Here is a 26,620-nt window from a genome sequence, read left to right as displayed (position 1 = left end):
ACCCTAACCAGACGCCCCACCCGGATGAATGTGAAAATACTTATTGTTGACGACCACCCACTGGTTGTTGAAGGATTAAAGTCATTGCTGGCAGACAGCAGCGGTATTGCGGTAGTAGGTACTGCGTCCAATGCCTTTGATACCGTTGCCTTTCTGAAAAACAATAAAGTGGACATCGTATTTCTTGATATTAACCTGCCGGACATTAGCGGGATTGATCTCTGCAAAAAAATAAAGGAACAGTTTCCTGATGTTAAATCTTTGGCCCTCAGTACCTTCACGGAGCGGGCGTATGTATCGAGGATGATTCAGAACGGGGCCAGCGGTTACCTGATCAAGAGTTCGACCAAAGAGGAAATTCTGGAGGCCATCAGGCAGGTGCAGGCAGGAGGGTATTACATGAATGTAAATTTTGACCAGAACCAGTCCAACGCCGTAACTCCCAAGAGTATTCCCTTTCTTACACGCCGCGAAAAGGAAGTACTTGTCTTGATTGCCGAAGGGATGACCAACCCACAGATTGCTGAGCAGTTATTTGTAAGTGTGGCTACTGTCAACAGTCACAGATCTAATCTGCTGATGAAGTTTGACGTCAACAATACGGCGTCGCTTATCAAAGCAGCGGCAGGGTTGGGGTTGGTTTAACAGGTGTCGGTATTTTGCTTTTGTTGTATCGAAACCGGACAGTAAAGGCCGCCTTATCAGATCCTGTTAAAACATTAAAATCAGAATAGAGGGATTCTCTTGATACGAAATGTATTACCGGCATCCAACCTTGGATGCCGGTAATAAACCGCACGGAATGGGTTATTTTATCTCTTTCCGCTTTTTATATTCCTGAAACCGCTTTTCGTATTCTTTGAGATCCGCTTCTTTAAAACTCTGTTTCAATTTTTCAGGTAATTCTAGCCTTTCCTGCATTTTCAGTTGGGTAGATAATTCGGCATAGATATTGTTACCTTTCACATCCTTTATCAGTTCAAAATGGTCGTATAGGTCGCCGGAAACTGTAAATGATTTATAGGATAGCTTGTTGGCATCAACGGTGATCGCCTGATAAAGCTGCGTGTTGGAAGCCGCCCGATCCATCCAGTCCTGCAGCCCTATGTCGTACATTTTAGGGCCGCTTACAGATACCACGTAAATGGGGCCATCCGGCTTTTTGCGGCTGGTACCAAGCGGCATATTAAGTCCACGTCCATAGGTATGGTCGTGGCCCTGTAATACCAGATCTACCTTATATTTCTTGTACAAGGGCTCCATTTTGGCACGCCATTCGTCATTATCCCGGCCATTTTTGGTAGAATATATAGGGTGATGATGAAATAGGATGAGCCATTTATTCGTGTTTTCTCGAGCTGTTTTTTCAAACCAGGCCGCTTGCCGGTCCAGTACGGATGAATCCAGAAGTGCCGCCTGAGAATCCATTGATATAAACCTTATTCCTTGGTAGTCAATGTAATATGCGGTTTCTTCCAAGCCTTCAGGACCATTCTCCGGAAGGGCAAACTGCTTACGCCAATGTTTGGATACCTGTGGTTTTTTTACCTCGTCGCGGTAGTACTCGTGGTTTCCCGGTGTTGGCAGATTGGGAATCATCCCATTTACCCAGCCACCTGCTTCAAACCATTCTCCCCACTGGTAATCTACATTTGAATTGTTAATCAGGTCGCCTGCATGGATGATGAGGTTAGCTTTGGGAAGCTGTGTGAAAGCACCCCGGATGGCCCGCGACCATAGAGACCGCAGGTCGTTCTGGGCATCACCAAAATACAGAAACGACACCGGCGAGGCTTTGTCAGAAGCCGTAGTAAACTGAAACCACTCGCTCCACTCCGTGCCATTACCTACACGGTAGAGGTAACGGGTTGCGGGTTTCAGATCGGTAAAATTGGCTTCATGATAATTCGCGGTTATATTGTCAATCCGTGCCGACTGCGTAGTCGCCTTAACGATCTTTGCTTTGCTCACAAAATCAGGCGAGGGATCTGCTTCATGAATAGCTGCCATGGCATTGGACACCGTAGAATCGGTACGCCAGTTGACAGCCTGGGTATGCGCGGCATCGCCCTTCCAGCCGAGGATTACCCTGTCAGGAAAAGCAGAGGGAGGGTAACTCTTATTCTGCTGCGCAACAAGCGGCGAGATCACAGAAAGGAATAGGGCCGTGAAAGCCAGCCGGTTAAATGAGGTGTATGATAAGGTAAACATAGGCAAGAACGGCAATCGTTGATTTTGCAATATTACTTCGCTTCGGGCTGAAAGGACCTGATCTTCTGTTAAGAAAATGTTATATATCGGACCTATCTGCCTTTTTTATAATGGTAATCAGCGAACTTTATAAAATTCCCCCAGTCATAGGAGGTCATGTTATGCTCACCTTCCCGGTTATGATACGCAAGGATGGAACGGTACACCGGTTCATTGATGTTTGGCGGGCTGGGAGGCAGTGCCGACTTTCGGTGATACAATGCATAAACTTTTTCTGCATTTTTTAAGGAAAGATAGGTACCCGTCGGGTCGGCCCAAAGGTCTTTGGAGGCGTTGGTGGCATATACCGGACGGGGTGCCACCAGGGCAATCAGCATATGCTGGTCCACGGGAAGAGAATCTTCCTTGTCATTGAATTTTTTATAATTGTTATTGAACCAATGCGGAAAGCTGGTATTAATGCGGGCGATTCTCTCTCCGAACTGCCTGCGTGACAGCGCAGCGCCTGTATTTCCCGAGCAGTTGGAAATGCAGATGGCAAAGCGCTGGTCCTGGGCAGCAGCCCATAAGGAAGCCTTGCCACCGCGCGAGTGGCCTGCTACCGCAACTCTCTTCGCATCAATATCCTTATCCTGTTCAAAATAATCCATAACGCGGCTTGCACCCCAGGCCCAGGCGCCAATGGCTTTCATCCCGTTATCCATTTTCAGCTGTTCGGGATATAGCTGCAGAACCCCGTTGGTATAATTATCCTTATGATCGGGTGCCAGGTCGCTCACATGAAAGGCCGCCGCCGCATATCCGTTGTCGACCAGCATTTCTGCGGGCCAGAACTCGCTTTTTACTTTTCGTTCGGGATCGGTATTCTCTTTTCCGCGGTTGTTGATCAATAAAAAAACGGGTTTGGGTTTTGTACTATTTTGAGGGATGAATAGCGTAAGGTTAATTTTTACTACTTTATCTTTTTGAGTGATGCGGATCAGTACCTGTTTCAAATGTGCCTTGCCGTTCATGGCTGTTTTGTCCTCACTGGTAATTTCGTAGCTGATCTTGTCGTAGTATTCAGGCATTTGACCATAAATATTATCCTCAAAAAGTTGCAGGATTTCAGGGCGCCTTACCTTTTCCCAGGTTTTAATGTTTTTTACTTCCATGTCCGAGGAAGTAGTCAATGGCTCGGGTAAAGTGTATCGGGGTACTTTGCGCTCGTCATAATTCTGTGCCTGTATCCTGGTAATGAGCGTAGTCACGAATAACAGAGCAAAGGTATGCTTTCGGAATGTGCTGAAACCTTTTCCGGTGATTTTGAGCATGACGGAATTCATATTAAGATGAAATGATTTCGGGTCGAGGAAAACCTTGTATATAAGCCAAGTACCTGCATGGGTATACTTGTCTTCCAAATCTGGTTTGGTACCGCTGGTCGGTCCGGTGGGGGGATTTGAAAAAAATATGAAGCACCAGGTACCCTATTTTACTCCAAACCCGTCTTTGTAAGAAAACGTTACGGATGGATGATCACGCATTTTTGGAAAATCTTGTTCAACGGTACAGAAACAACGATATAAGTGATACGGAACTGGAAGTTTTCTTTTATCTTCTCAAACAAGGGAAACTGGACCAGGTGCTGGACACACAACTTGAGGCCGATAAGGATGATATTATCAACGGAAATCTGAGTGAAAAACCGGAGTCAAGATTTTTCTCACGATCAGGCAGAGGTCTTTTTCTGATAGTTGGCATCTTCCTGGTGGTGTCCACGGGCTGGCTGCTTTACACTTACAGGGTACATGCCTATCATTTTATTTTTGGCGATAACATAGCCAGGCTCACCACTGCCAAAGGGCAAAGGATCTGGCTGAAATTCGGCGACGGTTCAGTTGTGTACCTCAACGAAGGTAGTACACTTCTGTACCCTGAAGATCCCGTGGGGAAACAGATAAATGTAGAACTTCTGGAGGGAGAGGCCTATTTTGATATTGCCAACCGGGAGGTCTCGAATTTCTTTGTACTGACCAAGGGAATCAGGGCACGGTTGCCAGCGGGCAGTGCTTTGGATATACGGGCTTACAAATACCTAAGGATGACCGAATTTTCGGTGGTTCGCGGACAAGCATCATTGGTAAATGACTCCTCTTTTGATATGCTTGGGATCGAATTGTCGGCGAATGAACGTGCAACTGTGGATATGGATTCGGGTAAATTCACTAAAACCAACATAGTGGGTACCAACGCCATTGCCTGGAAGGAGGGAATTCTGGTGTTCGACCAGGAGCGTTTCGCCACTGTTGCGGCGACACTGGAAAGCAGGTTTGATGTGAAAATCGCTTTTGAAAGTGAATCGATAAAGGAGACAAAGTTGTCGGGTAAATTTTTATTGTCCGATCCCCTCGCCGATATACTGGATACCCTTGCCAGAACACATCACCTTCATTATATGCTGGATCAAAATACCGTTATTTTAAAAAGTAAAGAATAACCAGATAAAATGACGGAATTTGTCACCTGTTGGCAATAAACTATCTAACTATCAACCTGCCTGGTCATAAATCACCGATGGCATTCTATATTTATAACCGGATTGATTCAACTGAAATGTGGGTCCGTCGTAAAGTTTAGCTTTGTTATGAAAGAAGAGCGCATTTCGGTTTTTGATATATTTAAAATAGGGATTGGTCCGTCGAGTTCGCACACATTGGGGCCATGGCGGGCCGCCCAGCAGTTTCTTAGCCTGATTGAAAAAACGGCGGGATTGGAGCAGGTTACTTCGGTACGTGTTTATTTGTATGGTTCTCTGGCGAAAACGGGTGTCGGACATGGGACTGACCTCGCCGTTTTACTGGGTCTGAGTGGCCATGACCCTGTACTGATTGATGCTTCCCGCATTGGTACCATCATTGCGGATATAAGGGACCGTGGTCTGATCCGGCTAAATGGTACCAGAACACTGCCTTTCAATCCTCAGAGTGACATCGTTTTTATGATGAAGGAGTCTCTTCCATTTCATCCCAATGCACTGACATTTAGGGCTGAACTCCCCAATGGCAGGCAGATAGCAGAAACTTATTACTCTGTTGGCGGGGGCTTTGTGATGAAAGAAAATGAGGAAGTAACGGGAAACGACGAAACGGTCTTACCGTATCCGACGGAGAAAGCATCTGACGTTCTGAAGTGGGCGCAGCGCACAGGCCTGTCCATCTGGGAAATAGTACTGGAAAATGAAAAAGCATGGAGAACGGAGACTGATATTAAATCAGAGCTGTTGAATATATGGAGGGTGATGCGTGAAAGCATATATCGGGGCTGCCATGCGGATGGTACCTTGCCCGGGGGACTGAATGTGAAACGTCGAGCGGCCAGCCTCAGCAAAAAATTGCTATCCGAAGCCACAGACGATCATTATGACGATTGGGTCGCAAGGATCAGGGCTGCTGGTAATGGCTTTAAGTATACACTCGACTGGGTGAGTTGTTTTGCATTGGCGGTCAACGAAGAAAATGCTTCGTTCAGCAGGGTGGTAACCGCACCGACGAACGGAGCGGCGGGGGTGATTCCGGCTGTACTGCAATACTATGTTACGTTTTGTGAAAGCAGTGATGAGTCCATCCTGAGGTTTTTGCTGACAGCCGGAGAAATCGGCAGCATTTTCAAAAAAGGAGCTACCATATCGGCTGCTATGGGCGGATGCCAGGCGGAGATAGGCGTTTCTTCTGCCATGGCAGCGGCAGGCCTGACGGAAGTCATGGGCGGTACGGTGGAACAGTGCCTCATGGCAGCGGAAATTGCGATGGAGCACCATTTGGGTATGACCTGCGATCCCGTCGGCGGGCTTGTTCAGATACCCTGTATCGAGCGAAATACGATGGGCGCCATAAAGGCCATTACGGCGGCCCAGCTGGCCGTTCAGAGTGATCCCGGTCATGCGAAGGTATCCCTGGATAACGTGGTGAAAACCATGTGGGAAACTGCACTGGATATGAATAACAGGTATAAGGAAACCTCTGAGGGAGGACTTGCTTTGAACATTCCGCTGAGCTTAAGCGAATGTTAAAGTGACCAACTGGTTTGTTGTGATATTTCCCTGCTGGTATCTCTCCCTGATCACCTTGCTTACAGATCCAGCAGCACGTGAGCGAGCCCAAAGTATACGCCGTAACCGATGAGGTCATTGGCTGTTGTGATGAAAGGCCCCGAGGCAACCGCGGGGTTGATACCTATTCTTTCCAGAACAATGGGTGTTACCGTTCCCATGAATGAAGCTAGGAAAACGACCGACATAAGCGCCGTGGATACCACCAGTGCGAGCCGGAGTTCGTTCCCGATCAGGAGGTTGAATCCAAATACGATGAGGCTGATAATCAATCCGTTGATAAAGGCTACGGCAAGCATCCGCAGCATCCTTTGCCAGACTGTGGCATCCAGTCCGCTTTTATCTGCCAGGCTTTGTAAAATGATGGAGGAGGTCTGAATACCGACATTGCCGCCTGTTGATCCGATAATGGGAATGAAAGCTGCCATGGCAGGAATGATTTTCAAATCTCCTTCAAAAAAACTGATGAATTTGGCAGCCAGTATTCCTCCCATCATACCTACCAGCAGCCAGGGCAAGCGGGCACGGGTTTGTCGCCAAACCGTGTCATCTTCTTCCACGTCACCGGTAATACCTGCCATCGCCAGGGTATCGGAGCTGGCCTGTTCGGTAATCACGTCGATGACGTCATCTATCGTGATACGTCCCAGCAGTTTTCCCTGAACATTTACAACCGGCAGGGCGTCAATGTCGTAACGCTGCATGAGCTCAGCCACTTCTTCGGAAGGGCGGTAGGTTTCTACAAAAATCACGTCCCGGTCATACAAACTTTCAATTTTTGTGTTTTTATGAGCGATTACGATTTTCTTCAATGACAATATTCCCAGCAGTATGCTATTGTCGTCCACAACGTATACGGAATACACCTTTCCAACATCCTCGGCCTGCTTTCTTAGTTCTTCAATACATTGATTGACAGTCCAGTTGACATTTGCCTTTACAAGCTCTTTCTGCATAAGGCCACCAGCTACGTCCTCATCATAATGCAGCAGATCAAGAATAAAACGGGCCTGCTCACGGTCTTCCAGCAGCGCAATTACCTCCTCACGCACCCTTATAGGCTGTTCGTTGAGCAAATCCACTGCATCGTCAGAATCAAAGAGGTTGACGTATCTAGAGATTTCTTCAGAAGTAAAGGATTTCAGAAACTCTTTCCGTTCGTCGGGATCCATGGACGCGAGGATTTCGGAGCCCGTTTCAATATCCAGCGCACTGATCAGGTATTTGGCTCCTCCGGTTTCGAGCTCATACAACAGGCTGGTAATATCGGCGGGAAAAAGACCTTCCATTTCGGTCTGTATTCTGCTTACATCCTCTTTTTCAATGAGTTCCTGGATATGTTCGACATATTCCTTGGTTAATTCAAAAGTCATGCTGCGTAGCTTTTAGCGATTGGGAACGTTGCTTTTAGCTTTTTATTTTATGTCCTGCTGAAGGCTCTGGGCCAGTTTTGTAAGTTCTACAAATTCAGCCACGCCCAGCTGCTCAGCTCGTTTGGTCAGGAGCGGATGGTCCGGAAATTCCCCCAGTGGTTTCAGCGCATTTCTGAGCGTTTTACGCCGTTGATTGAAAGCAGTTTTGACAACCCGGAAAAACATTTTTTCGTTACAGTCCAGCGCCTTTACCTGATTCCTTCGCAGTCTGATCACACCCGACTGCACTTTGGGAGGCGGATTAAAGGCCCCCGGCGGAACCGAAACCAGGTAATCAATATCGTAAAATGCCTGCAGCAAAACGCTAAGTATCCCGTAATCTTTGTTGCCGGGAGGCGAGGCAATCCTAAGGGCAACCTCTTTTTGCAGCATGCATACTACCTCAGGAATCTGGTCACGGAATTCTAGTGTTTTGAAAAATATCTGAGACGAAATGTTGTAAGGAAAATTACCGATGATGCCGAAAGGCTCCGTAAAACTTTCTTTCAGGTTCATTTTTAGAAAATCACCTTCCATTATCCGGGGGGCTAACTCCGGATAATGTACTTTCAGATAAGCAACTGACTCCGTATCAATTTCAGCAACGAAGGTGGTATACTCACTTTTCTTTAACAGGAATTGTGTTAAAACGCCCATTCCGGGGCCAATTTCAAGTACCTTGTCATAACCACCATGGCAGGTGAGGCCATCTACTATTTTCTGAGCAACATTCAGGTCTTTCAGAAAGTGCTGTCCCAAATGTTTTTTAGCACGAACGCTATCGCCGGTATTTTTATAATTTACTTTCACGAACCAAAATTACGGCTTAATTCGTAGATTTATCGAATAAAGAATTGGAACTAACCTTAAAATTCCGAATGCCCCCATACTATGGAAATGATTTCATCACAGACAGATTGGCAAACCATTCACACCACACTTCAGCACCTCAACCTGATAGGAATTACCTTTACACCTGATTTTATCATCAGGAGCATCAGCGCCCATACCTTAATGAAAACCGGTTGGGAAGAGGCAGAGCTGGTTGGGAAAAGCTTATTCGATAATCTGGTACCGAAGGAGGAAGAGTTCGAGGTCAGGCAAATGCTGGAAGAGGGCATCCAGGGAAAACGGAAACTTGAAAGACGGGAGATCCCATTTCTGGCCCGGAAGGGCACAGTCAGAACTTTTTCAATCAATTCAGTTCTTTTACACCAAGACGAAAACGACGTTTCCTGTGTTACGTTAATTGGTGATGACATTACCCGGCGGCGGCGGATGGAGTCTTCCATTGCTAAATCCAACTCCCAGCTACAGGATCTGGTCGATAATACGAGCGATCTTATTCAATTGGTGGCCATAGACGGTAAATTCATTTTTGTTAATAAGGCATGGCGTGAGGTGCTCGGTTTCGGGTTGGAGGAAATTGCCTCGATGAGAATGGAGGATATCCTTCATCCACAGCATGTGGATGAAGCATTAAAACAGCTAGAAAGCATCAGGCAGGGTAATTCCAATCCGAATTTCGAAGCTGTTTTTCAAAACAGGGAGGGCAAAAAGGTATTTGTGAAAGGCAGTGTGAATTGCCGGTTCGATGGGGGAAAGCCTACTGCTTTTCGCTGTATACTTAATGATTATACAGAAAAAATAAGGGCGGAAAAGGCTCAGAATCTATATTACAGTATTGCCAACTGGACGCTCAATTCACCCAGTCTGGATGATTTTTACCATTCTATTCACGAAGAACTTGGTAAGATAATCGACGTAAAAAACTTCTTCATAGCACTCTATGATCCCAGCCAGAGTTATCTTTATTTTCCCTATTATGTAGACCAGTACTTTAAAGGGAATGTGAGATTTACAAGAAGAAGGCTGGGGAATGGTGTTACCGAGTACGCCATTGCGTCAAACAAACCGCTTTTTTTATCCGACAAGGACATCGAAGAGCTCGCCAAAACCAACAGTTTGTACCTATACGGGGTGACGCCAAAATTGTTACTCTGCGTGCCTTTAAGAATAGGCGACAGGGTGACAGGTATCATTGGGGTGAAATCTTATGATGATCCCAATATGTTTGACGCTCGTGACCTTGAACTGCTGGAGTTTATTTCCGGACAGGTTGCCCTTGCAATTGCCCGTAAGCAAAGTGAGCAGGAACTAAGCCGGTATGTTGCAAGGCTGAACGCTATTTTTGATAGCAGTTCGCACCTGATATGGTCGGTTAACAAGAGTCTTCAGCTTACCTCTTTCAACAAAAACTATGCAGATCTGATACAGACACAGATAGGTGTCCGTCCGTCCCTGCAGGTAACCCCTGAGAAGTTCGGCTGGCGGATGGTGGGGAATGCCAACCGGCGCATCCTTGAAAGCAAATACAGGCAGGCATTGAGGGGCGAGCCGCAGTACTTCGAATTCAAAATAGACAAGCAGGATGGGGGAGAAATGTGGCTTGAGTTTTATCTCAATCCTATTCATTATGCAGAGGGGCTCATCGAAGAAGTATCCGGTATTGCGCGGGACATCACCCGCAGGAAGGAAGCCGAATTGTCGCTCCGGCATAGTGAAGAGTTGTTCAGGGGAATCTTTGAAAATCTTCAGGATATCTATTGCCGGATAGACCGCCACGGCAGGATCACCATGATCAGCCAGTCGGTACTGAAACGGCTGGGATATCTTCCGGAAGAAGTAATAGGCAAAGAACTGACGAATTTTTTCTCTGATAAAAAACGGATACATTCCGCGTTGATCAGGCTGAGGAAAACCAGAAGTCTGCGGAATTTCGAGATCACCATGCCGCGCAAGGATGGTTCGGAGCGCCAGTTTATGATCAATATGCTGATGTTTGTAAACGATAAGGGCAAGCCAACCGAAGTGGCGGCACTCGCGCGCGATATCACAGAACTGAAACGGAACGAACTGGAACTTCTCAAAGCAAAGGAACATGCCGAGCGTTCGCTGAAAGTGAAGGAAGGGTTTTTGGCCAATATGAGCCATGAAATCCGCACACCTATGAATGGTGTCATCGGTATGATTGACCTGCTTGGTGAGACAAAATTAAATGAAGAGCAGAGGGACTATGTGCTTACGATCAAACGGTCGTCTGAAACGCTGCTGAATATTCTGAACGATATCCTGGATCTTTCCAAAATAGAAGCCGGCAAGATGGTCCTGCACGAAGCCGCTATTTCAGTAGAGGAGCTACTGCTGAAACTGGTTTCACTATTCGGGCAAACAGCGAAGAGTAAGGGAAATACACTCACTTATCACATTGCTCCGGATATTCCCAGATTCATCATTGCAGATCAGACGCGGCTGCTTCAGATACTTTCCAACCTTACTTCCAATGCGTTGAAATTTACCGAGAAGGGTTCCGTTAAAATACTCCTGAACCTGGTGGAGCAGCGGGATAATATTTTTAAAATTAAGGTAGACGTACAGGATTCGGGGATAGGCATCAGTGCGATGGACCGGCAGATTTTATTTACCTCCTTTACGCAGCTCGACAATTCTTCCAAAAAATCTTTTGGAGGAACAGGCCTTGGGCTGGCGATCAGCAAACAGCTCTGCGCGCTTATGAACGGAAGCATTGGTGTAGAGTCTACGCTGGGGGAGGGTAGTACATTCTGGTTCACCTTTGAAACCCGGCAGACCACTACAGCCGAGGTTAGCATGGTGGGTCCCGGTGAGGAAATGCAGATTGAGAATGTTTTCACCACCGTTCATCCGCATATCCTGCTGGTGGACGATAACGCCGTTAACCGTAAAGTTGCCAACGAGATCCTGAAAAAATCAGGATGTACGGTTGACCTGGCCGACAGTGGTTTTGTGGCCATTGAAAAAGTAGAAAAAATGCAGCTTGACGGCGACCAGATGTATGACATCATTTTTATGGACATCCAGATGCCAGATATGGATGGGGTGCAAACAACACAAGAACTCAGGAAACGTGTTGCGGGCCTACCTCCTGTGGTGGCGATGACGGCTTATTCGATGAAGGAAGACCGGGACAGATTCATCAGCCAGGGCATGGACGACTACATTGCCAAGCCGATCAGGGCACAGCACCTCGTGTATAAAGTGAAAGAGCTGATAGGGAATAAGCTGGCTGTTAAAACCGAAAGAAAAGCACACGAGGTTGTGGAAGAGGTTACACTGCCTGTGCTGGACAAAGAGATAATAGATCAGCTCAAGGGGATAGGAGGCCCGGACCTGGTGTTGTCGGTCTTTGAAGATTTTGTGCAGGAATCAACCGGGCTGATCGATGAAGCCCTTGCCGCATTTGAAAAGGGAGATATACCTACAGTTAAAAGTAATTTGCACACCCTGAAAGGAAGTGCGGGGACCGTGGGAGTATCGCAGGTTGCCGAGATAGCCAGGGATGCCGAGTGGCGGCTCAAATCCGATGATACGAGCACACTTGCCCAGGCTTTACCTGAACTGAAAAGGGCGTATGAGAAGTTCCTTGGGCAGTATGAAGAATCCCTGGCGGAGTGGATGAAGTAGGTTTCCGGCCCGTTTATAGATGAAATTTGCCATTTGGTCGATTATTTAACAATATTAACCATCTGGCTTAAACTTAAAGATGCTTTGCGCCTCTAAAACGCTATAAACCTTTAAGTGAAACTCCATGAACGGACATTGGCACAAATTTATCCTTATCGTAATCCTGGTTTTGCCGGGATATGCATTTGCACAAAGTATACAGCTTACCGGAACAGTGCTGGATAGTGCAGCAAATTCACCTGTAGTGGGTGCATACGTTTCTGTTACCAAAAATATCCCCGAAGCAAAGCCTGAATATGTCACCACGGATGTTAACGGTAAGTTTGTATTTTCGGGTCTGACCAGTCAAACCAGTTATGTTGTAAAAATATCCTATCTTAGTTACAGGGACATTAGTAAAACCATCCGTACCGCCGATGGTAATCTGGATCTGGGTAAATTTATGATGCAGGAAGCGGTGTCCAATCTTAAAGAGGTAAAGATCATTGGACAGGTAACGCCCATGGAACAAAAGGGAGATACCACCCAGTTTAACGCCGCAGCCTTCAAAACCAACCCGGATGCTACTTCTGAGGATCTTATTCAGAAAATGCCGGGCATAACGGTGAGCAACGGAACGGTAACTGCTAATGGGGAAACCGTTAACAGGGTACTTGTAGACGGGAAACCGTTTTTTGGGGATGACGCCGCGCTAACCTTAAAATCGCTCCCTGCTGAGATCGTTGATAAAATAGAGGTATTCGACAAGCTTAGTGATCAGGCCCAGTTTACGGGATTTGATGACGGAAATGCCCAGCGAACCATCAACATCGTTACGAAAGCTGACCGGAAAGTAGGGCAATTTGGAAAAATGTTTACCGGATATGGCCTTGACGACCGCTATCAGGCCGGTGGCAATGTGAGTTACTTTAAAAACAACCAGCGTATTTCTGTCATAGGGCTCAGCAATAACATCAATCAGCAAAACTTTTCGAGCCAGGATCTGTTAGGTGTAACTGGGTCAAGCGGGGGAGGCGGGGCAGGAAGAGGTGGCCGTGGAGGCGGCGGGGGAGGGGGAGCCTCCAACAATTTTATGGTGGGCAATCAGAACGGTATCACTGGTACCAATTCCATTGGGTTGAACTATTCCAATAAGTTTGGTGAGAAGGTAGATGTTTCAGGGAGTTATTTCTTTAACAGAACCGGTAATTCCAACTATCAGGGTACACAGCAGCAGTTTTTTCTTTCCGGTGGGGCTCAAAACCAGTTTTATGATGAAACCAGTAGTACCAGCACCACCAATCTGAATCACCGCGTCAACCTCCGTGTGGAATATAACATCAATAAAAACAATTCTTTAATTGTTACGCCCCGGCTAAGCTTTCAGGACAATCGCGCCAACAGCGCTACGGCGGGCCTCACATCTTTAGGCGACGGAAGTAAGCTCAACAGCCAGGATAATATCAAAAGCTCAAAAAATAGTGGGTACAATTTCGGAAACGATATTCTGTTCCGCCATGCTTTCAGCAAAAGAGGCCGGAGTATTTCGCTGAACCTCAATACGCAGTTGAACGACAAAACAGGTTTGGGGAACCTGTATTCCAAACAGTTGTACTTCAATAATCTGATTATGCCGGGAGATACCATTGACCAGCAAAGTCATACCTGGTCCGATGGAACAACGCTGGGTGGAAATCTGGTATATACCGAACCGATCAGTAAAACGGGTCAGTTACAGTTCAATTACGGCCTTACCCTGAGCAACAGCAACAGCAAAAAGGAAACGTATAATATGAGTTTTGATGAAGGGGGATATACCGATCTGGATACGCTTCTGTCCAATAATTTTGATAACCGGTATACTACTAACCGTGCGGGTTTATCATACCGTTTTCGCAAAGGCGCATGGACCGCGAATGCAGGCGTCGATTTTCAGAACACAGGTTTGTACAGCCAGCAGCTGTCGCCCAATAATACCAAAGTGGATCAGTCGTTCACTAATTTCCTGCCCAATTTCATGTTAATGTTCCGGTCCAAATCGGGCACGCAGTTCCGTACCTTTTTCAGAAGTGCAACCAACCAGCCATCCATTTCCCAGTTACAAAATGTAATTGATAACAGCAATCCGGTATCGCTCACCGCAGGAAATCCGGATCTGAAACAGGAATACAGAAATACCCTGAATGTTCGTTATTCTGTCGCCGGGGCGTCCAGACCTTATAATTTTAATGCTTTTGTATTGGTAACCCAGACCAATAACGCCATTGTGAACTCGACTTACATTGCGCAGCAGCCAACAGAACTCCCCAACGGAATTATGCTGGAACAGGGTGCAAAGCTTACCGCACCGGTGAACCTGGACGGAAGCTGGAATGCCCGTACTTTCCTTACCTACGGAAAGCCAATATCTAAAATCAAACTCAACGTTAACCTGACGACCGGTTTTAACTATACCCGAGCACCCGGTATGATTAATTATGTAACCAACTTTTCGAATACCTATGCCATGTCGCAAGGGCTGGTACTGAGCAGTAATATCAGCGAGAAAATTGATTTTACACTATCCTATTCTGGAAATTATAATGTTGTTCGGAATACCATTCAGCCTAGTTTGAACAACAATTACTATACCCAGGGGCTGGCGGGAAGACTGAACTGGATTTTTGGAAAAGGTTTTGTGTTTCAGACCGACGTGAACAATCAGTCGTACAGGGGGTTAGGGCAAGGGTTTAATCAAAACTTTACTTTGTGGAATGCCAGTATCGGTAAAAAATTCCTGAAGAACAATGCCGGTGAATTGAAACTTACGGTATTTGATATTCTGAAACAGAATAACAGCATTACCCGGTCGGTAACCGAAACCTATGTACAGGATGTTACAAGCCGCGTACTGACCCAGTATGCCATGCTGACATTTACTTATACGCTTCGCAATTTTGGTAAAATGCCTGCTCAGGATAACCGGAGAAGAAATGACTATGAAGGCATGCCTGGCGGAGGGTTTCCTGGTGGAGGTGGCGGAGGAAGAGGGCCCGGCGGATTTTAACCTAAGGGTGCAAAACCTCGGCGATTTTACGGTTGGTCTTTTCCAGCCAGAGATTCTGCCCTTCGCAGGTCCAGTGTGAGTCTCCTTTCAGGTAGGATGATACGCCCAGCTTTCTGAAATCCTGCAGTACATCTATATATGCCAATTCCAGTCTGGGATTGGCATAAACCTTTTCTATAAGGTGATTGTATGTGCCATAATCAGGACTCAGCACGGAGACTTTATTAGGAATAACGGAAAGCAGTACCTTGCTGAAACCAAGCTGCGCCATTGCCTTTCCAGTTTCATTGAGGTGCAAAACTATAGAATCTATTTCGGCATTGGTCACCGGGGTGAAAGACGACGTCGTTTCAGGGGTATCAGTATCCATGTAGTACACAATATCCCGGTTGTTATTTACCAAGGTAACCTCTTTGTTGGTTCTGTCAAAAATGTCAAAATTGAATTTTGCCTTGAGTTGTTTCAGACTCAGGATCAGATCGTTTTGAAACAATAACTGATCGAGGCGGCCTTCGGTAGGTTCCGATTTAAAGGCTTGGTCAAGGGTCTGCATCACGGACGGTTTTCCGGCAACAGCATAAGTGGCCGAATCAGGAACGATATTGGAGAGCGGCCTGGCAGCAAATTTTTCGCGGAAATGACGCTCCACGGATTCCAGTAATAATACGTGAATGGCAGAGGTATCCGGCTTAAAATGAAGCACCTCACTCCAGTGAACATAGTGGTACTGGTCTGCCGCAAAATTCGTTTCGTTTATCCTTTCTTTTTCCGTAAAGCTATCACCGATGATATACAGGTGAACCGGTTTACGGGTGCCGTAATCTGCAACCGGCTTAAAAGCTGCACAGCTCTTACGAGGGTCCTTAAAATCGGGCAGGTTGGATAGCCGGTACAGATCGCCAAAACGGTAACTGTCACGAAGAAGACCTGCCTGATCTGCCAGATTGTTAAAGTACGGACTTAATCCGGCCAGCCAGATCAGCACAAAAAGGAGCAAGAAGAAGTATCGGAGAAATTTCATCGGTTATCTCAGCTTAATGGACCATACCTGAATTTTCTTTTCAGAACGACTAAAAACCAGCAGTTTGTAATAGCCCGGCTGGTAAGTTAGCTTAACAGGCATTTCAGAAGGTATCGCTTTGTCGCCAAGGCGCTTTCCTGTCATATCAAAAATAGTAGAATAACTACCAGATTTAATACTGATGAAGCGGTTATCCACTCCAAAAAAATGATATTGTATGGAAGCATCTGGCAAAATATCCTTGATTTCAAACAGATCGTTTCCGTCTTTGCCGATAATGGCCGTTTTGGAACGCGTGGAGCGGGTTAATATCCAGTCCAGGGAATTGCGGTCGTATAAAATCCTGAAAGTGGCTCCGGGCTCAGGACGTAAAAGCTGCTTGCGTGCTACTATTTTTCCTTCCAGACTGATCCGAATGAGCTCACCTGATACACTGACACCCAGCAGTTCGGGCTGCCCGTTTTCATGATTTTGCGCCCATGTGAATGCACTTTCGGTTCTTGTCAGGATATCCGTTGGAAATCCCCGCCGTATGGCTCCGTTTTCTCCCAGAAGATAAATTTTGCCATTACGCTGTGTCACGATAAAACCCCGGTTACCAATCTGATTTAGTGTCATGACGGGCCCGGCAAGATTTTCAAAAGATACCGAACGGGTTAGTTTGCGGAGCGGCTTGCCCACACTTTCCCACAGGAACAATTCATTCGCGCTGCTTTTAATGACAAACCGGTTGCTGCCATCCTCACCGCCGTCTATCAGGTATAATGCTGTGATGTTATCCGCGGAAGGCAGCGACTGCGTAAATGTGGAGTAATTGGTTGAATCGTCTTCATCGATCGCATATACGGATCTTGCCGTGGCGAATACCCGTTGCTGCCGCCCGATATTCAGGAAATCGACCTTGTATGATTCGGTATTCAGATTGCCGTTCAGCCTGGAGATATTCTCGGGTTTTCCGGTTCTGAGGTTATCTATTTTCAGAAGGTTAAATTCCTTGTCGGTCAGTAAAATTTCCGAACTGCCATCAACTGGATTTTGCAGTGCTGCCAGTTCTTTGTCCAGTATCTCGGGCCATTCAATATCAATGTTGAGGAAAGTCCGGTTAAGAACTTTTGCGGCACTGGACCGTTTTTTGGGGAATAATGAAATTTCAGGAAAGACTTCGTCTCCATCATAATAACACTGGATCACCACCGACTCGATTTTGGACGTAAGATCAGTGTATGTTTTTCCGCGATAGCCTCCCGCCTCCGACTGCAGTTTTCGCAGGTTGACCACCAGAGATACCTGGGCCTCGGTTTTTGAGGTAGTTAGCACGCTGTCATATTCCGGCGATTGTTTCCAGGTAATCTGATTCTCAAAATCGACAATATAGTTTTGTAAAACCTGAGCGTTATTGCTCATCACAAGATAGGGAGCAATGTAGGTGACGTAGGTTTTGGAAAAACCATTAAATGAATTTCCGAAGAGCGCACCAGGGAATTCGGAGATTCCGATCGCAAAAATATCATATCCCTGAAACTTGTCCATGCTCGTGTTCGTCTGATCATTGGACAGTTTGGAAAGCTTTTGGAGCGTCAGGCGCAGTTTGTCATAACTGGAATATTCAGCAAGCAGGATCTTGCCGTCGCTGATACTGTTGTTTTCCTCTTGCTGACAGAGGATCAGTTCTGCCCCGAAATTGTCAAGAAACAATTCACTTTCCTTCCCGATGTAATAATAGAGCTTGTCCCAGGCGGGCGACTTGTACTTTTGATGCCACGAGGCAAAATTATCATGAAATGTTTCCTTGTCTGCCGCAGCGTATCTGTATAGCAGCGAGGTTTGCTGGGAAATATGCTTGTGGCCGGTGAATTTTGAGCCTGGGCCATCAGCGAGCATTTTGGCCAGGTAATGGTCCGGTGTGGCCGAGCCGTCCGAACGGATGGTTAATCCTGTATTGTCTTTGTCGTCACCAATATGGAAATCCTGCAGAGCCGGGAGGCTCCTGGCAAATTCGGAGTAATGGTTTCCAGCCACATCCGGTATGACAGATTTCCATGCATCCGCCTTCAGATAAATGCTTGTACCGTACGAAGTATCGTCGATTTTGGAAAACCGTGACTTTAATTCAAATTTCTGAATGCTGATGGAAGAGGTCCTGATCACGTCTTCGATCAGGTCGCCGTAGTAGCTCGCTATAAGGTACTGGTCTTTAACAATATAGGAGAATAGCGGACGGGAGTTGGTATCGTTGATATCCGTAATCCGGTTATCCTGGAAGCTATGATGTAACACCTTTATATTACTGTGACCCGGACTGGCCAGCCATTTGGCTTCTTCCTCACCATTGACAGGTATGTAAAGAATTACACCCCATTCTGTTGCGGTACGCGGGTGATAGGAATAAGATATCTGCTTGTTATTCAGGAAGCTGTAAAGTTTTTTCTGGTCTCGGGTGAGCAGGTTGAGCAAAGACAGGTTATCGCTCGCTATGTCCACCAGGGGAAGTCTTTTAAGATCTAGGCCGACCTCAGTGGCCAGATAAGACGAATCCTGCAAATGTTCACTCGTGATGACCACAATCGCACTGGAAGGGATAAATTTCCAGGAAGCCCCTGACCCTCTGAACCACTTAAATGCAAAATATCCTGCCAGCACAATTACAACTGCCAGCAGGATAAATATTATTTTTTTTTTCGTCACAGGCCTACTGTTTATGCACGGATCGCTTTCACTTTTTGATTAAGCTCCAGACGGAACCGTAACAATTCTTTGAAGCTACGAATACATACTTTCCACAAATTCCATTTCACGATGGATACCTCGCCCGTTTCACGGTCTTTGTGGGTAATGGGGATATCAAATGTTTCCTGTCCAGATTTTTTTGCCATCACAGCCAGGAAAATATTAGGTGCAAATGGTTCAGGATCAGGCAACTGGTCCATCAGTTTTTTAAGAAAACTACCTTTAATGAGCCTGAAAGGTATGTTGCTGTCCATGATAAAAGTGCCATAAACTGCAGAAATGGTACCTCTAAGAAACTTCGTGATAAACAGGCGCACACTGGCATCGTGGCGTACCTGCCTGTATCCCAGGATAAACTGTGATTTATCGCGTTTTTCCCAGAGTTTATCAAAGTCGTCCGAAATAAACTGATCGTCACTATCTGTCTGAAAAACGTATTGTGAGTCAAGTTTCAGAGCGGTACGGTAGCCGTTCACAACCGCATTGCCGTGGCCGCCATTTTTCTGATGGATCACAGTCAGATTGGATACCTCGGTTTTTAATTTATCCAAAAGTACCTTCGTATTGTCTTTCGACCCGTCATTAATTACTATAAGTGTTGTATTATCGTTGGGAAATTTTCTTTGTAAGAAACTTGTCCAGCTATGTACTACTTTTTCTATACAATCCTGCTCATTGTAGGCGGGCATTACTATACTCAGAAGGAACGACATGCAGAAGTTTATTTGGTAAGTTTGCGCGAAATTAATAAATGTTAACGGGATAGTGGTGTTAAATGCATTAAATATCAACTGTAATTATTTACCGGCTGGATATGCAATATTTGAAAAGTATAAAGTTACAAATTTTCCCGCTATAATTCTGTAACACATATCCAGCACAGTTGGTGCCCCAAAAGTATCATCCTTTCCACTGAGCCGTATTTCTTTTAGTTTTTTTGAATTGAGAAGAGGTAAAATTGTTACAATGGGGATCCCGGTTAAATGCTATATCAAAGCGGGGTTAACCGGCGTATTTATCTTTTAGTGCGTTAATTGGCTTTTCAAAAAAATGCCAGGATACCGACGCGATCATAACGGTAAAGATACATACCGACACCACCTGAAAGGCAGGATAATTTTCCAGCTCAGGAAAGTTACGGTAAGCCTTATTGAAAAACCTCACAACCGGGTGGTTGGGGCCGCTGTGAAAGTGGTTGTAAACAAAGTTGTGATACAAGTAAATCCCATAACTGATTTTCCCAAGGTAAACGCTGACAGGATTTTCAAGAAAAAATTTCATGAGCCCTCCATACCCGATTACTCCCCGTCCGATCAGGAAAAAACAGAAGATTGAAGAAACCAGCCGGTCCAGCACTACGTTCGCAATGTTGTATTTCTGTCCCAGATGCTTGGATATATAATGCAGTAAAATCCATGAAAGCAGCCCCAGTACCACCGGCCAAGATTTGTTGAACAGCCGAACAAACACGTCGGTTTTGTATAGTTGTAGCCAGGCCATCAGGCCACCCAGCGCAAACGAGTCAAGGCAGGCAGGCATGGTCACGTAAGAGACAAACCATTCCTTACCGGAGAAATAAAAATAGAACCGCAGCGCAACACTGAACACACCCATGAAACCCAGCCAGGGGATCAGGTTTTTTCTTGAAACAAAAAATATCAGGAAGGGGAAAAATAAGTAAACCTGTTCTTCGACTGCCAGAGACCAGAAATGATCTACCACACCCATCCAGTGCTGGTTAACAGCGATATAGATATTGGTACCATACAAAGCCAGCCACGCAAGCTGCTCACGAACGGGGGGGACATCCAGAATGTACAAAACGGCAATACATAAGTAATAAACAGGGAAGATCCGGATGGTACGGCGAATCAGGAATTTGCGGAGATATTTCTTAAACCCTCCGGGCTCGGATGCAGTTTTTTCTTTGCTCTTCAGTAGTATCCTGGTGATAAGAAAGCCGCTCAACACAAAGAAAATGGTCACCCCGAGCGGACCAAAGGGTATGGTGTTTATATCGGCAAGCAGGTGGTCTATCAGTACCAGGGCAACTGCTATGAAGCGGATACCGTCAAGTTGAATAATATGTCCCTTGGAGGTTGTGTGCATGCTCACCAGTTTACTTTAATTTTTTCCGAAATGGTTTCGGGAATATGAACGGTTTTATCCTTAAATAAAATGCTGGTATCGTCGCCCTGCTGGCGGATCAGCCCTATCTTATAATCTCCCTTTTCAATCTGATTTTCCGCAAAAAAGATATCCGAATGGAAGCCGGGAGCGAAGTAATATTGCTTGATAAATAGCTGCTTACGATTTCTGTTCCGGGTGCGGTAGGCAGGAAAAACATAAAAACGTTTGTCTGAACTCAGCAGGATATAAATTCCGCTATCCTGAAGACGCTGGCTGGAAAATTTATTGTTTTTAACCGAGATACCTGTCTTGGAAATATCAAACTGTGTTTGGGCGTATAGTTCCGGCAAACCGTTGGTAGTACCCGCGTAGCCCTGCTTGTCAGCAAGTTTAATAGGGGCAGGCCATGTGCTGTAAAATACCGGAGTTTTGGCAACAATGTTAGCGGCAAAGGAGGTATCCGGCCGTACTTCAAGACTTTTATTGGTGTAGGTCCAGTTGAACTGGCTCATGGTCAGCATTTTCCGAAGGGAACTGGCATCTACCAGGTGATAGTGGTAGCTGAAAATGTTGAAAACAACTCCCAGTAAAATGATCGCAGAAATGTAGGGGGATAAAAAACTTCCGCGGATCGGGATCACTACGTACAGGTAGCCGGTGATCAGCAGCAGTACCGAATAGATTTTATAGCGGCTGGTGATCAGGGTTTCAAGGCCAAATCCGGCGCGGGAATAGACGACTATCAGCGCAGTACCCAGAATAAAAAGAATGGTGCCGAGGCAGAAAAGGTCGGTTGCCTTTTCAGACTTCGCACTATACTTGTTTCGTATGATCCTGAAAAGGGTGGTGGAACCTATGGAAACGGCGACCAGAAAAAGGAATATTCCCGAGAACACGCAGACTTTGAAATTATCCAAAACCGGGAATGATTCCGCGAAGGAACCCAGGAAAGCCATATAGCCTTTTGCCAGCTGGAAAACGGAAGCTCTGGAAACAGGATTGGAAACGTTTTTAGAGTACCAGTAAAAGTAACTGAATACGGCACCTGCGCTCATCAGAATCCACAAGGCAAACCGTTTCCGGTTTTGGGAGAGAAACAGCAACACACCTCCAATGGGTAAAATCAGCAGCCCATTACCACTTGTTGCGACAGTTATCAGTGCCAGAAGCAGCGAAAGTGTAAATGGCCATGGTTTGGGATTGACACAAAGATACAACGTCCAGACGGCCAGAGTAACCACACCAAAGTTCTGAATGGCGGACATTCCCCAATACATATTTTCCCAAAAAGCCAGGGTCAGCCAGATAAACGGAATTGGCAATAAGGCAAAATAGGGCTTTTTGTTATTTTTAAGCAACAGGAACCAGAGGGGAATAAGGGCCAGCAGCAGGAAATTTCCGGCCAGCATCAGGTGCCTGTAATTAAGGCTGCCAAAAAGCCTGAAGTCAAGCCAGGTGATTGCTCTGGTGAGGGCTATGCGGTGCTCGTTATGCTGCTTGAAAACAGAAGCGAATTTTTCCTGCCAGGTGGTGGCCTGGCTGTATTCCACGATGAAGGTTTTTAGCGCGTGGTCGTCCCACTTGGGTATATTAATGGCATAATAATTCCAGGCCGTAAAAAAAACGACAACCGGAATAAGAATAATCAGGCTTATGACGATATTGAAAGCCTTTTTATTCATGCGGGAATCATCATTTGACTGATATAACCCGCAATGGAAGCGGCATCCAGGCCGGAGAGCTTCTGATGATAAGCCTGGCTTCCATATCGGGAGTTGGGGTATCCTTCGGCTTTTAGACTTTTGAAGGAACTTATCCCCACGCCTTTTTCAAGAAGCTGTACAGAAAGCTGCTGCGCCAGGCCACCGGTACCAATATGCTCTTCGGCAACCATAATATGCGGGGCAGAAGCCAGTATTTCCATCAGGTCGTTTTCGATTTTCAGAGGGAAATGCAGGGCGGTTATCACGTTTATTTTTGAGGCTATTTCGGGAATTTGCCCCAAAGCGGTCATCACATTATTTGCTACGGGGCCAAGGGCAAAAACGGTCATTTCGGCTTCCGCACCTTTATGGATCACCTTGAACGACCCGGAAGAGTAACTATTGTCGGGCGTGGTTTTCCCGGCGCCAAGCCGCAGATAGGCTGGGTGGGCGTCTGCCACTATTTGCCTGATCACCGGGCCCACTTCATCGGAAAACGCCGGAACCCATACATTTGCATTTTGTAATCCGCTCAGGCAGGCAATATCTTCCAGGGTATGGTGGCTGCTGCCCATGATGCCGTAACCGTATCCGCCACCGTTACCAACCAGGAAAACCGGCAGGTTGTGAAAGCAGACATCGTTACGAAATTGCTCCAGACATCTGTAAACGATAAACGGAGCGATACTGTAGCAAAACACTTTGTACCCTTTGTGTGCAAAACCCGCCGCTACTCCTACCATGTTCTGCTCGGCAACACCGGCATTTATAAAACGCTTGCCAAGCTTGCCCTGCAGATTTTCAAGTGCGTTGTATCCAAGGTCACCCGTAATGAAGACGATGGAGTCGTCCTCAGCGGCCAGTTCCTCAATGGCAGACGAAAATTCTTTTCTCATTTTCTTAGCTGTTTTACAAGTGTCCTTATTTCATCAGCGGTTTTATAGGACTTGGAGCCGCGTCTGATACGAGTACGAATATATTTCGGTCGTTTTTTAGTCTCTTCAAATATTTTGGTGATATACTCACCCAGGAATGATATCCCCAGAATGGTAAGCCCTCCAAAGAATACGATCAGAACGATGACAGTACTGATACCTTGCGGTGTGTCGGGGAAGAAGATAAACTTGGCCAGGATCTGCCAGATAATTCCCAGAATTGATAAACCCGTTAGTGCAAAACCGGCATAACTCATCAGTTCAAGCGGAGCAAAACTGAATGAGAAAATCGCTTTTTTCGCCCACCATATATTTTTGGTCCAGTTGTTGGTTGAAACCCCAAACATCCTTTCAGGGCGCACATAAGGTACTCCTGTTTGCTTAAAACCAACCCAGGCGCGCAAACCTCTCAGAAACTGTTCTGTTTCGGGAAGATCAACCAGTTCCTTTACCACTTTCCTGTCGATCATGGAGAAATCACCCGCATCGCGCGGTATGGGGATGTAGCTCAGGCTCTGGAATACTTTATAAAAGGTTTTGTAAAAGAAATGAATATGCGGTTTCATTTCACGCTGCACGCGTACGCCATACACCACATCATTTCCTTCCATCCATTTTTCATAAAAATCGGGAATGATTTCCGGTGGGTCCTGAAGATCACCATCCATGAGTACCACGCAGTCGCCGGTAGCAATTTCCATACCACTCAGGAAAGCCGACTGTGAGCCAAAGTTCCTGGAATGGCTGATACCCACTACGTTGGGGTCTTTGTCACAAATGTTATTAATGACTTCTTCCTGGTTATCAGGAGAATTGTCGTTCACGAAGATGATCTCATAACGAACTTTCAGTTGGTTGAAAGTTTTAACCAGCCTGTCGTACATGTAGGGAATGGCCTGGGCATCCTTGTAGCAGGCAATAATGGCTGTGATTACCGGGTTCAGTTTCGGATTTTCAAAGGCGGGTATGACGGTTTCCTCATACCGTATCGCCTGCTGCCATTGCTCTGTCTTGGACAATCCCTCTTCAAGGGAAGTTCGTGCAACCCAGCCAAAATCATCCTGGAAAGAACCGGGGTTTCCATACCATTCGGCCAGGTCCCAGTTCCTGTTGGACATGCTTCCCCATTGAGGTTCCTGAGGGATACCAAATGTTTTGCGGGAAGTATTTACAAGGTCCCCGATCGTCGTTTTTCGGCCAGTGGCTATATTATAGGATTTACCCGAGGTAGCTCGGTCTACTTTAAGGGCGGCATCTACAAACGCCTCCACGCAGTCTTCTATAAAAACAAAGTCCCGGCTGATGTCCGGGGATACCAGTGATGGTAACTGTTTTTGACGTGCTTTTTCGATTAATCTGGAAATGAGCCGATCGGGTTCTTCCCAGTAACCGTATATGGAATAAAGCCTGAGATTTAGGGTTTTGAGACCAGCCAACCGGGCATAATATTCTAACAGATAAGCGGCGGATACCTTGGAAACGGCATAATGGCTGTTAGGCTCCACGCGATCCGTCTCTTTGGGAGCGGTACAGTTAAAGCCATATTCCGAGCTGCTTCCGGCATGGATATACACCATTTCACGGGTGCAGTTCTGAAGAATGTTGACCGTACCTAACACATTGGTTTCATAAGTGAGGTTCACACTGCTTTGCTTGCTGTAAGCGCCGTAGGCGGCCAGATTGAAAATCGTTTGTGGTTTGTATTTTTCAAATACCTCCGAAACCGAATTATTTGAAAGGATATCACAGTGAATAATGTTTTCAAACGGCACATTCAGCAATTTCAGCCGCCATGCTTTGGTTGCGTCGTGTGTGAGTGCGTAACAGTCTTTCCTGATTTTGAAAATATCGTTGAAAAGATTGGCACCGATAAAACCGCTGGCACCGAATACGAAAACTGGTCCTTTTAGTTTTTCAATTTTATCGCGATAGACCGGTAACTGATCAAGCATTCGTGAATTCGTTAAGGTAACGTTCTTTTACTTCCAGTATGGCTTGTGCATACTGATCCTGATTCATGGGCAGGTAGTGCCATTCCAGCTTATTCTCCATGTAGGAAACACCTTTTCCTTTTACCGTGTCTGCGATAATTGCCTTAGGTAATCCGTTTTTATGAGACTTTAATTCTTTAATCGTTCTGCTCACTTCGAGTATATCGTGGCCGTCAACCGCTACTGTTTCAAAACCGATGGCGTTCCATTTTTCAATGGCCGCGGTTTCTCCAAGTACTTTATCTGTAAACCCAAATCCCTGAAGGCCATTTTTATCAATGATCATGATCAGGTTGTCCAACTGGTTGGCAATAGCATAATTCGCTGCTTCCCAGGTAGTTCCTTCGTTTGTTTCGCCGTCGGACAGCAAAGCAAAAGATATGCTGTCTTCGCCAGACACTTTGGCTGCATGGGCTATACCTGTGGCAATGGGCAGTCCATGCCCGAGCGAGCCCGTTGCAAAAGGAATTCCCTTGTACTGGCGCGGGGCCGGATGGGCGGGCAGCGTAGTACCGTCCAGATAAAAAGTGGCAAGTTCTTCGTCTGTTATTTCCCCGAGCGTATTGAGGCAGGCATATAACGCCGCCGCTGCATGTCCCTTGGAAAGTATGAAAGTATCGTTGGTATCTTTATTCAGGAACAATACGCCGATCATCAGGTCGATACAACTGAGGGAACACCCGATATGGCCTGCATTCGCCTGATGGTACAGGCCAAGGATTTTAAGCCGCAGCTCACCGCTTATTTGTCTGGGATCGTTTGTGATTTCTTCTACGGTCATGGCCAGTCTGTGTATCTGAGCAGTTAAAGTTGACTACAAAGTAACAAGCATTTTGTTTCAAATAAGCGCGCAATATACGAAATCTTATTTG

General features: G+C 46.1%; 17 protein-coding genes. 5 read left to right on the top strand and 12 right to left on the bottom strand.

The window, feature by feature from the left end; all coding sequences use genetic code 11:
* Positions 1–24 precede the first annotated feature (24 nt).
* Positions 25–645: a response regulator gene (locus KOE27_RS14340; protein WP_215239547.1), complete on the top strand. Its 621-nt coding sequence runs from the start codon at positions 25–27 to the stop codon at positions 643–645.
* Positions 646–807: 162 nt separating this feature from the next.
* On the opposite strand, the gene KOE27_RS14335 is transcribed toward KOE27_RS14340, so the two are convergent.
* Positions 808–2,211, bottom strand: a complete 1,404-nt coding sequence (locus KOE27_RS14335; RefSeq protein ID WP_215239546.1) for a purple acid phosphatase family protein — start codon at positions 2,209–2,211, stop codon at positions 808–810.
* A 92-nt stretch (positions 2,212–2,303) separates the two neighbouring features.
* A complete protein-coding gene (locus KOE27_RS14330; RefSeq protein ID WP_215239545.1) occupies positions 2,304–3,524 on the bottom strand; it encodes a dienelactone hydrolase family protein in 1,221 nt (406 codons plus the stop codon).
* A 215-nt stretch (positions 3,525–3,739) separates the two neighbouring features.
* Here KOE27_RS14330 and KOE27_RS14325 point away from each other — a divergent pair, with 215 nt between their 5' ends.
* Positions 3,740–4,690, top strand: coding sequence for a FecR family protein (locus KOE27_RS14325; RefSeq protein WP_215239544.1), 951 nt, complete (start codon positions 3,740–3,742; stop codon positions 4,688–4,690).
* A 147-nt stretch (positions 4,691–4,837) separates the two neighbouring features.
* Positions 4,838–6,262, top strand: a complete 1,425-nt coding sequence (locus KOE27_RS14320; protein WP_215239543.1) for an L-serine ammonia-lyase — start codon at positions 4,838–4,840, stop codon at positions 6,260–6,262.
* A 59-nt stretch (positions 6,263–6,321) separates the two neighbouring features.
* Here KOE27_RS14320 and mgtE read toward each other — a convergent pair whose 3' ends face one another.
* Together mgtE and rsmA are read right to left on the bottom strand one after the other, a co-directional pair.
* The gene (gene mgtE / locus KOE27_RS14315) at positions 6,322–7,674 is read right to left on the bottom strand and encodes a magnesium transporter (protein WP_215239542.1); all 1,353 of its coding nucleotides are present in this window, start codon (positions 7,672–7,674) and stop codon (positions 6,322–6,324) included.
* 42 nt (positions 7,675–7,716) lie between these two features.
* Entirely contained in the window at positions 7,717–8,523 is an 807-nt protein-coding gene (gene rsmA / locus KOE27_RS14310) for a 16S rRNA (adenine(1518)-N(6)/adenine(1519)-N(6))-dimethyltransferase RsmA (RefSeq protein ID WP_215239541.1), read from the bottom strand.
* A gap of 81 nt (positions 8,524–8,604) precedes the next feature.
* On the opposite strand from rsmA, the gene KOE27_RS14305 reads away from it, so the two are divergent.
* On the top strand, positions 8,605–12,216 hold the full coding sequence (locus KOE27_RS14305) for a PAS domain S-box protein (RefSeq protein WP_215239540.1): 3,612 nt from the start codon (positions 8,605–8,607) through the stop codon (positions 12,214–12,216).
* Positions 12,217–12,340: 124 nt separating this feature from the next.
* Positions 12,341–15,241, top strand: coding sequence for an outer membrane beta-barrel protein (locus KOE27_RS14300; RefSeq protein WP_215239539.1), 2,901 nt, complete (start codon positions 12,341–12,343; stop codon positions 15,239–15,241).
* 1 nt (position 15,242) lies between these two features.
* Here the strand turns inward: KOE27_RS14300 and KOE27_RS14295 are convergent, their stop codons facing one another.
* The 8 genes from KOE27_RS14295 to KOE27_RS14260 form a co-directional block, all read right to left on the bottom strand.
* Positions 15,243–16,262 (bottom strand): hypothetical protein, encoded by a 1,020-nt coding sequence (locus KOE27_RS14295; protein WP_215239538.1) that lies wholly within the window; start codon positions 16,260–16,262, stop codon positions 15,243–15,245.
* Positions 16,263–16,265: 3 nt separating this feature from the next.
* On the bottom strand, positions 16,266–18,947 hold the full coding sequence (locus KOE27_RS14290) for a hypothetical protein (RefSeq protein ID WP_215239537.1): 2,682 nt from the start codon (positions 18,945–18,947) through the stop codon (positions 16,266–16,268).
* Between the two features lie 11 nt (positions 18,948–18,958).
* Complete coding sequence (locus KOE27_RS14285; RefSeq protein ID WP_215239536.1) at positions 18,959–19,702, bottom strand: glycosyltransferase family 2 protein; 744 nt, start codon at positions 19,700–19,702, stop codon at positions 18,959–18,961.
* Between the two features lie 289 nt (positions 19,703–19,991).
* Entirely contained in the window at positions 19,992–21,098 is a 1,107-nt protein-coding gene (locus tag KOE27_RS14280; protein ID WP_215239535.1) for an acyltransferase family protein, read from the bottom strand.
* A 2-nt stretch (positions 21,099–21,100) separates the two neighbouring features.
* A complete protein-coding gene (locus KOE27_RS14275; protein WP_215239534.1) occupies positions 21,101–22,801 on the bottom strand; it encodes a hypothetical protein in 1,701 nt (566 codons plus the stop codon).
* Positions 22,798–23,718 (bottom strand): transketolase family protein, encoded by a 921-nt coding sequence (locus tag KOE27_RS14270; RefSeq protein ID WP_215239533.1) that lies wholly within the window; start codon positions 23,716–23,718, stop codon positions 22,798–22,800. The genes KOE27_RS14275 and KOE27_RS14270 overlap by 4 nt, the downstream gene beginning before the upstream one ends.
* Positions 23,715–25,709, bottom strand: coding sequence for an NAD-dependent epimerase/dehydratase family protein (locus KOE27_RS14265; protein ID WP_215239532.1), 1,995 nt, complete (start codon positions 25,707–25,709; stop codon positions 23,715–23,717). Before KOE27_RS14265 ends, KOE27_RS14270 begins: the two co-directional genes overlap by 4 nt.
* The gene (locus KOE27_RS14260) at positions 25,702–26,529 is read right to left on the bottom strand and encodes a transketolase (protein WP_215239531.1); all 828 of its coding nucleotides are present in this window, start codon (positions 26,527–26,529) and stop codon (positions 25,702–25,704) included. Before KOE27_RS14260 ends, KOE27_RS14265 begins: the two co-directional genes overlap by 8 nt.
* Between the last annotated feature and the right edge of the window lie 91 nt (positions 26,530–26,620).

Origin of the sequence: Dyadobacter sp. CECT 9275, from assembly GCF_907164905.1 — a bacterium.
Lineage (GTDB): Bacteria > Bacteroidota > Bacteroidia > Cytophagales > Spirosomataceae > Dyadobacter > Dyadobacter helix.
This window is presented reverse-complemented; position numbering and strand designations above follow the sequence as displayed.

Excerpts from the sequence above, each read along its gene's own strand:
- KOE27_RS14300 (WP_215239539.1), top strand. The coding sequence starts at position 12,341 with ATGAACGGACATTGGCACAAATTTATCCTTATCGTAATCCTGGTTTTG.
- KOE27_RS14335 (WP_215239546.1), bottom strand. The coding sequence starts at position 2,211 with ATGTTTACCTTATCATACACCTCATTTAACCGGCTGGCTTTCACGGCC.
- KOE27_RS14275 (WP_215239534.1), bottom strand. The coding sequence starts at position 22,801 with ATGAATAAAAAGGCTTTCAATATCGTCATAAGCCTGATTATTCTTATT.
- KOE27_RS14295 (WP_215239538.1), bottom strand. The coding sequence starts at position 16,262 with ATGAAATTTCTCCGATACTTCTTCTTGCTCCTTTTTGTGCTGATCTGG.
- KOE27_RS14280 (WP_215239535.1), bottom strand. The coding sequence starts at position 21,098 with ATGCACACAACCTCCAAGGGACATATTATTCAACTTGACGGTATCCGC.
- KOE27_RS14305 (WP_215239540.1), top strand. The coding sequence starts at position 8,605 with ATGGAAATGATTTCATCACAGACAGATTGGCAAACCATTCACACCACA.
- KOE27_RS14285 (WP_215239536.1), bottom strand. The coding sequence starts at position 19,702 with ATGTCGTTCCTTCTGAGTATAGTAATGCCCGCCTACAATGAGCAGGAT.
- KOE27_RS14260 (WP_215239531.1), bottom strand. The coding sequence starts at position 26,529 with ATGACCGTAGAAGAAATCACAAACGATCCCAGACAAATAAGCGGTGAG.
- KOE27_RS14340 (WP_215239547.1), top strand. The coding sequence starts at position 25 with ATGAATGTGAAAATACTTATTGTTGACGACCACCCACTGGTTGTTGAA.
- KOE27_RS14330 (WP_215239545.1), bottom strand. The coding sequence starts at position 3,524 with ATGCTCAAAATCACCGGAAAAGGTTTCAGCACATTCCGAAAGCATACC.
- mgtE (WP_215239542.1), bottom strand. The coding sequence starts at position 7,674 with ATGACTTTTGAATTAACCAAGGAATATGTCGAACATATCCAGGAACTC.
- KOE27_RS14265 (WP_215239532.1), bottom strand. The coding sequence starts at position 25,709 with ATGCTTGATCAGTTACCGGTCTATCGCGATAAAATTGAAAAACTAAAA.
- KOE27_RS14270 (WP_215239533.1), bottom strand. The coding sequence starts at position 23,718 with ATGAGAAAAGAATTTTCGTCTGCCATTGAGGAACTGGCCGCTGAGGAC.
- KOE27_RS14320 (WP_215239543.1), top strand. The coding sequence starts at position 4,838 with ATGAAAGAAGAGCGCATTTCGGTTTTTGATATATTTAAAATAGGGATT.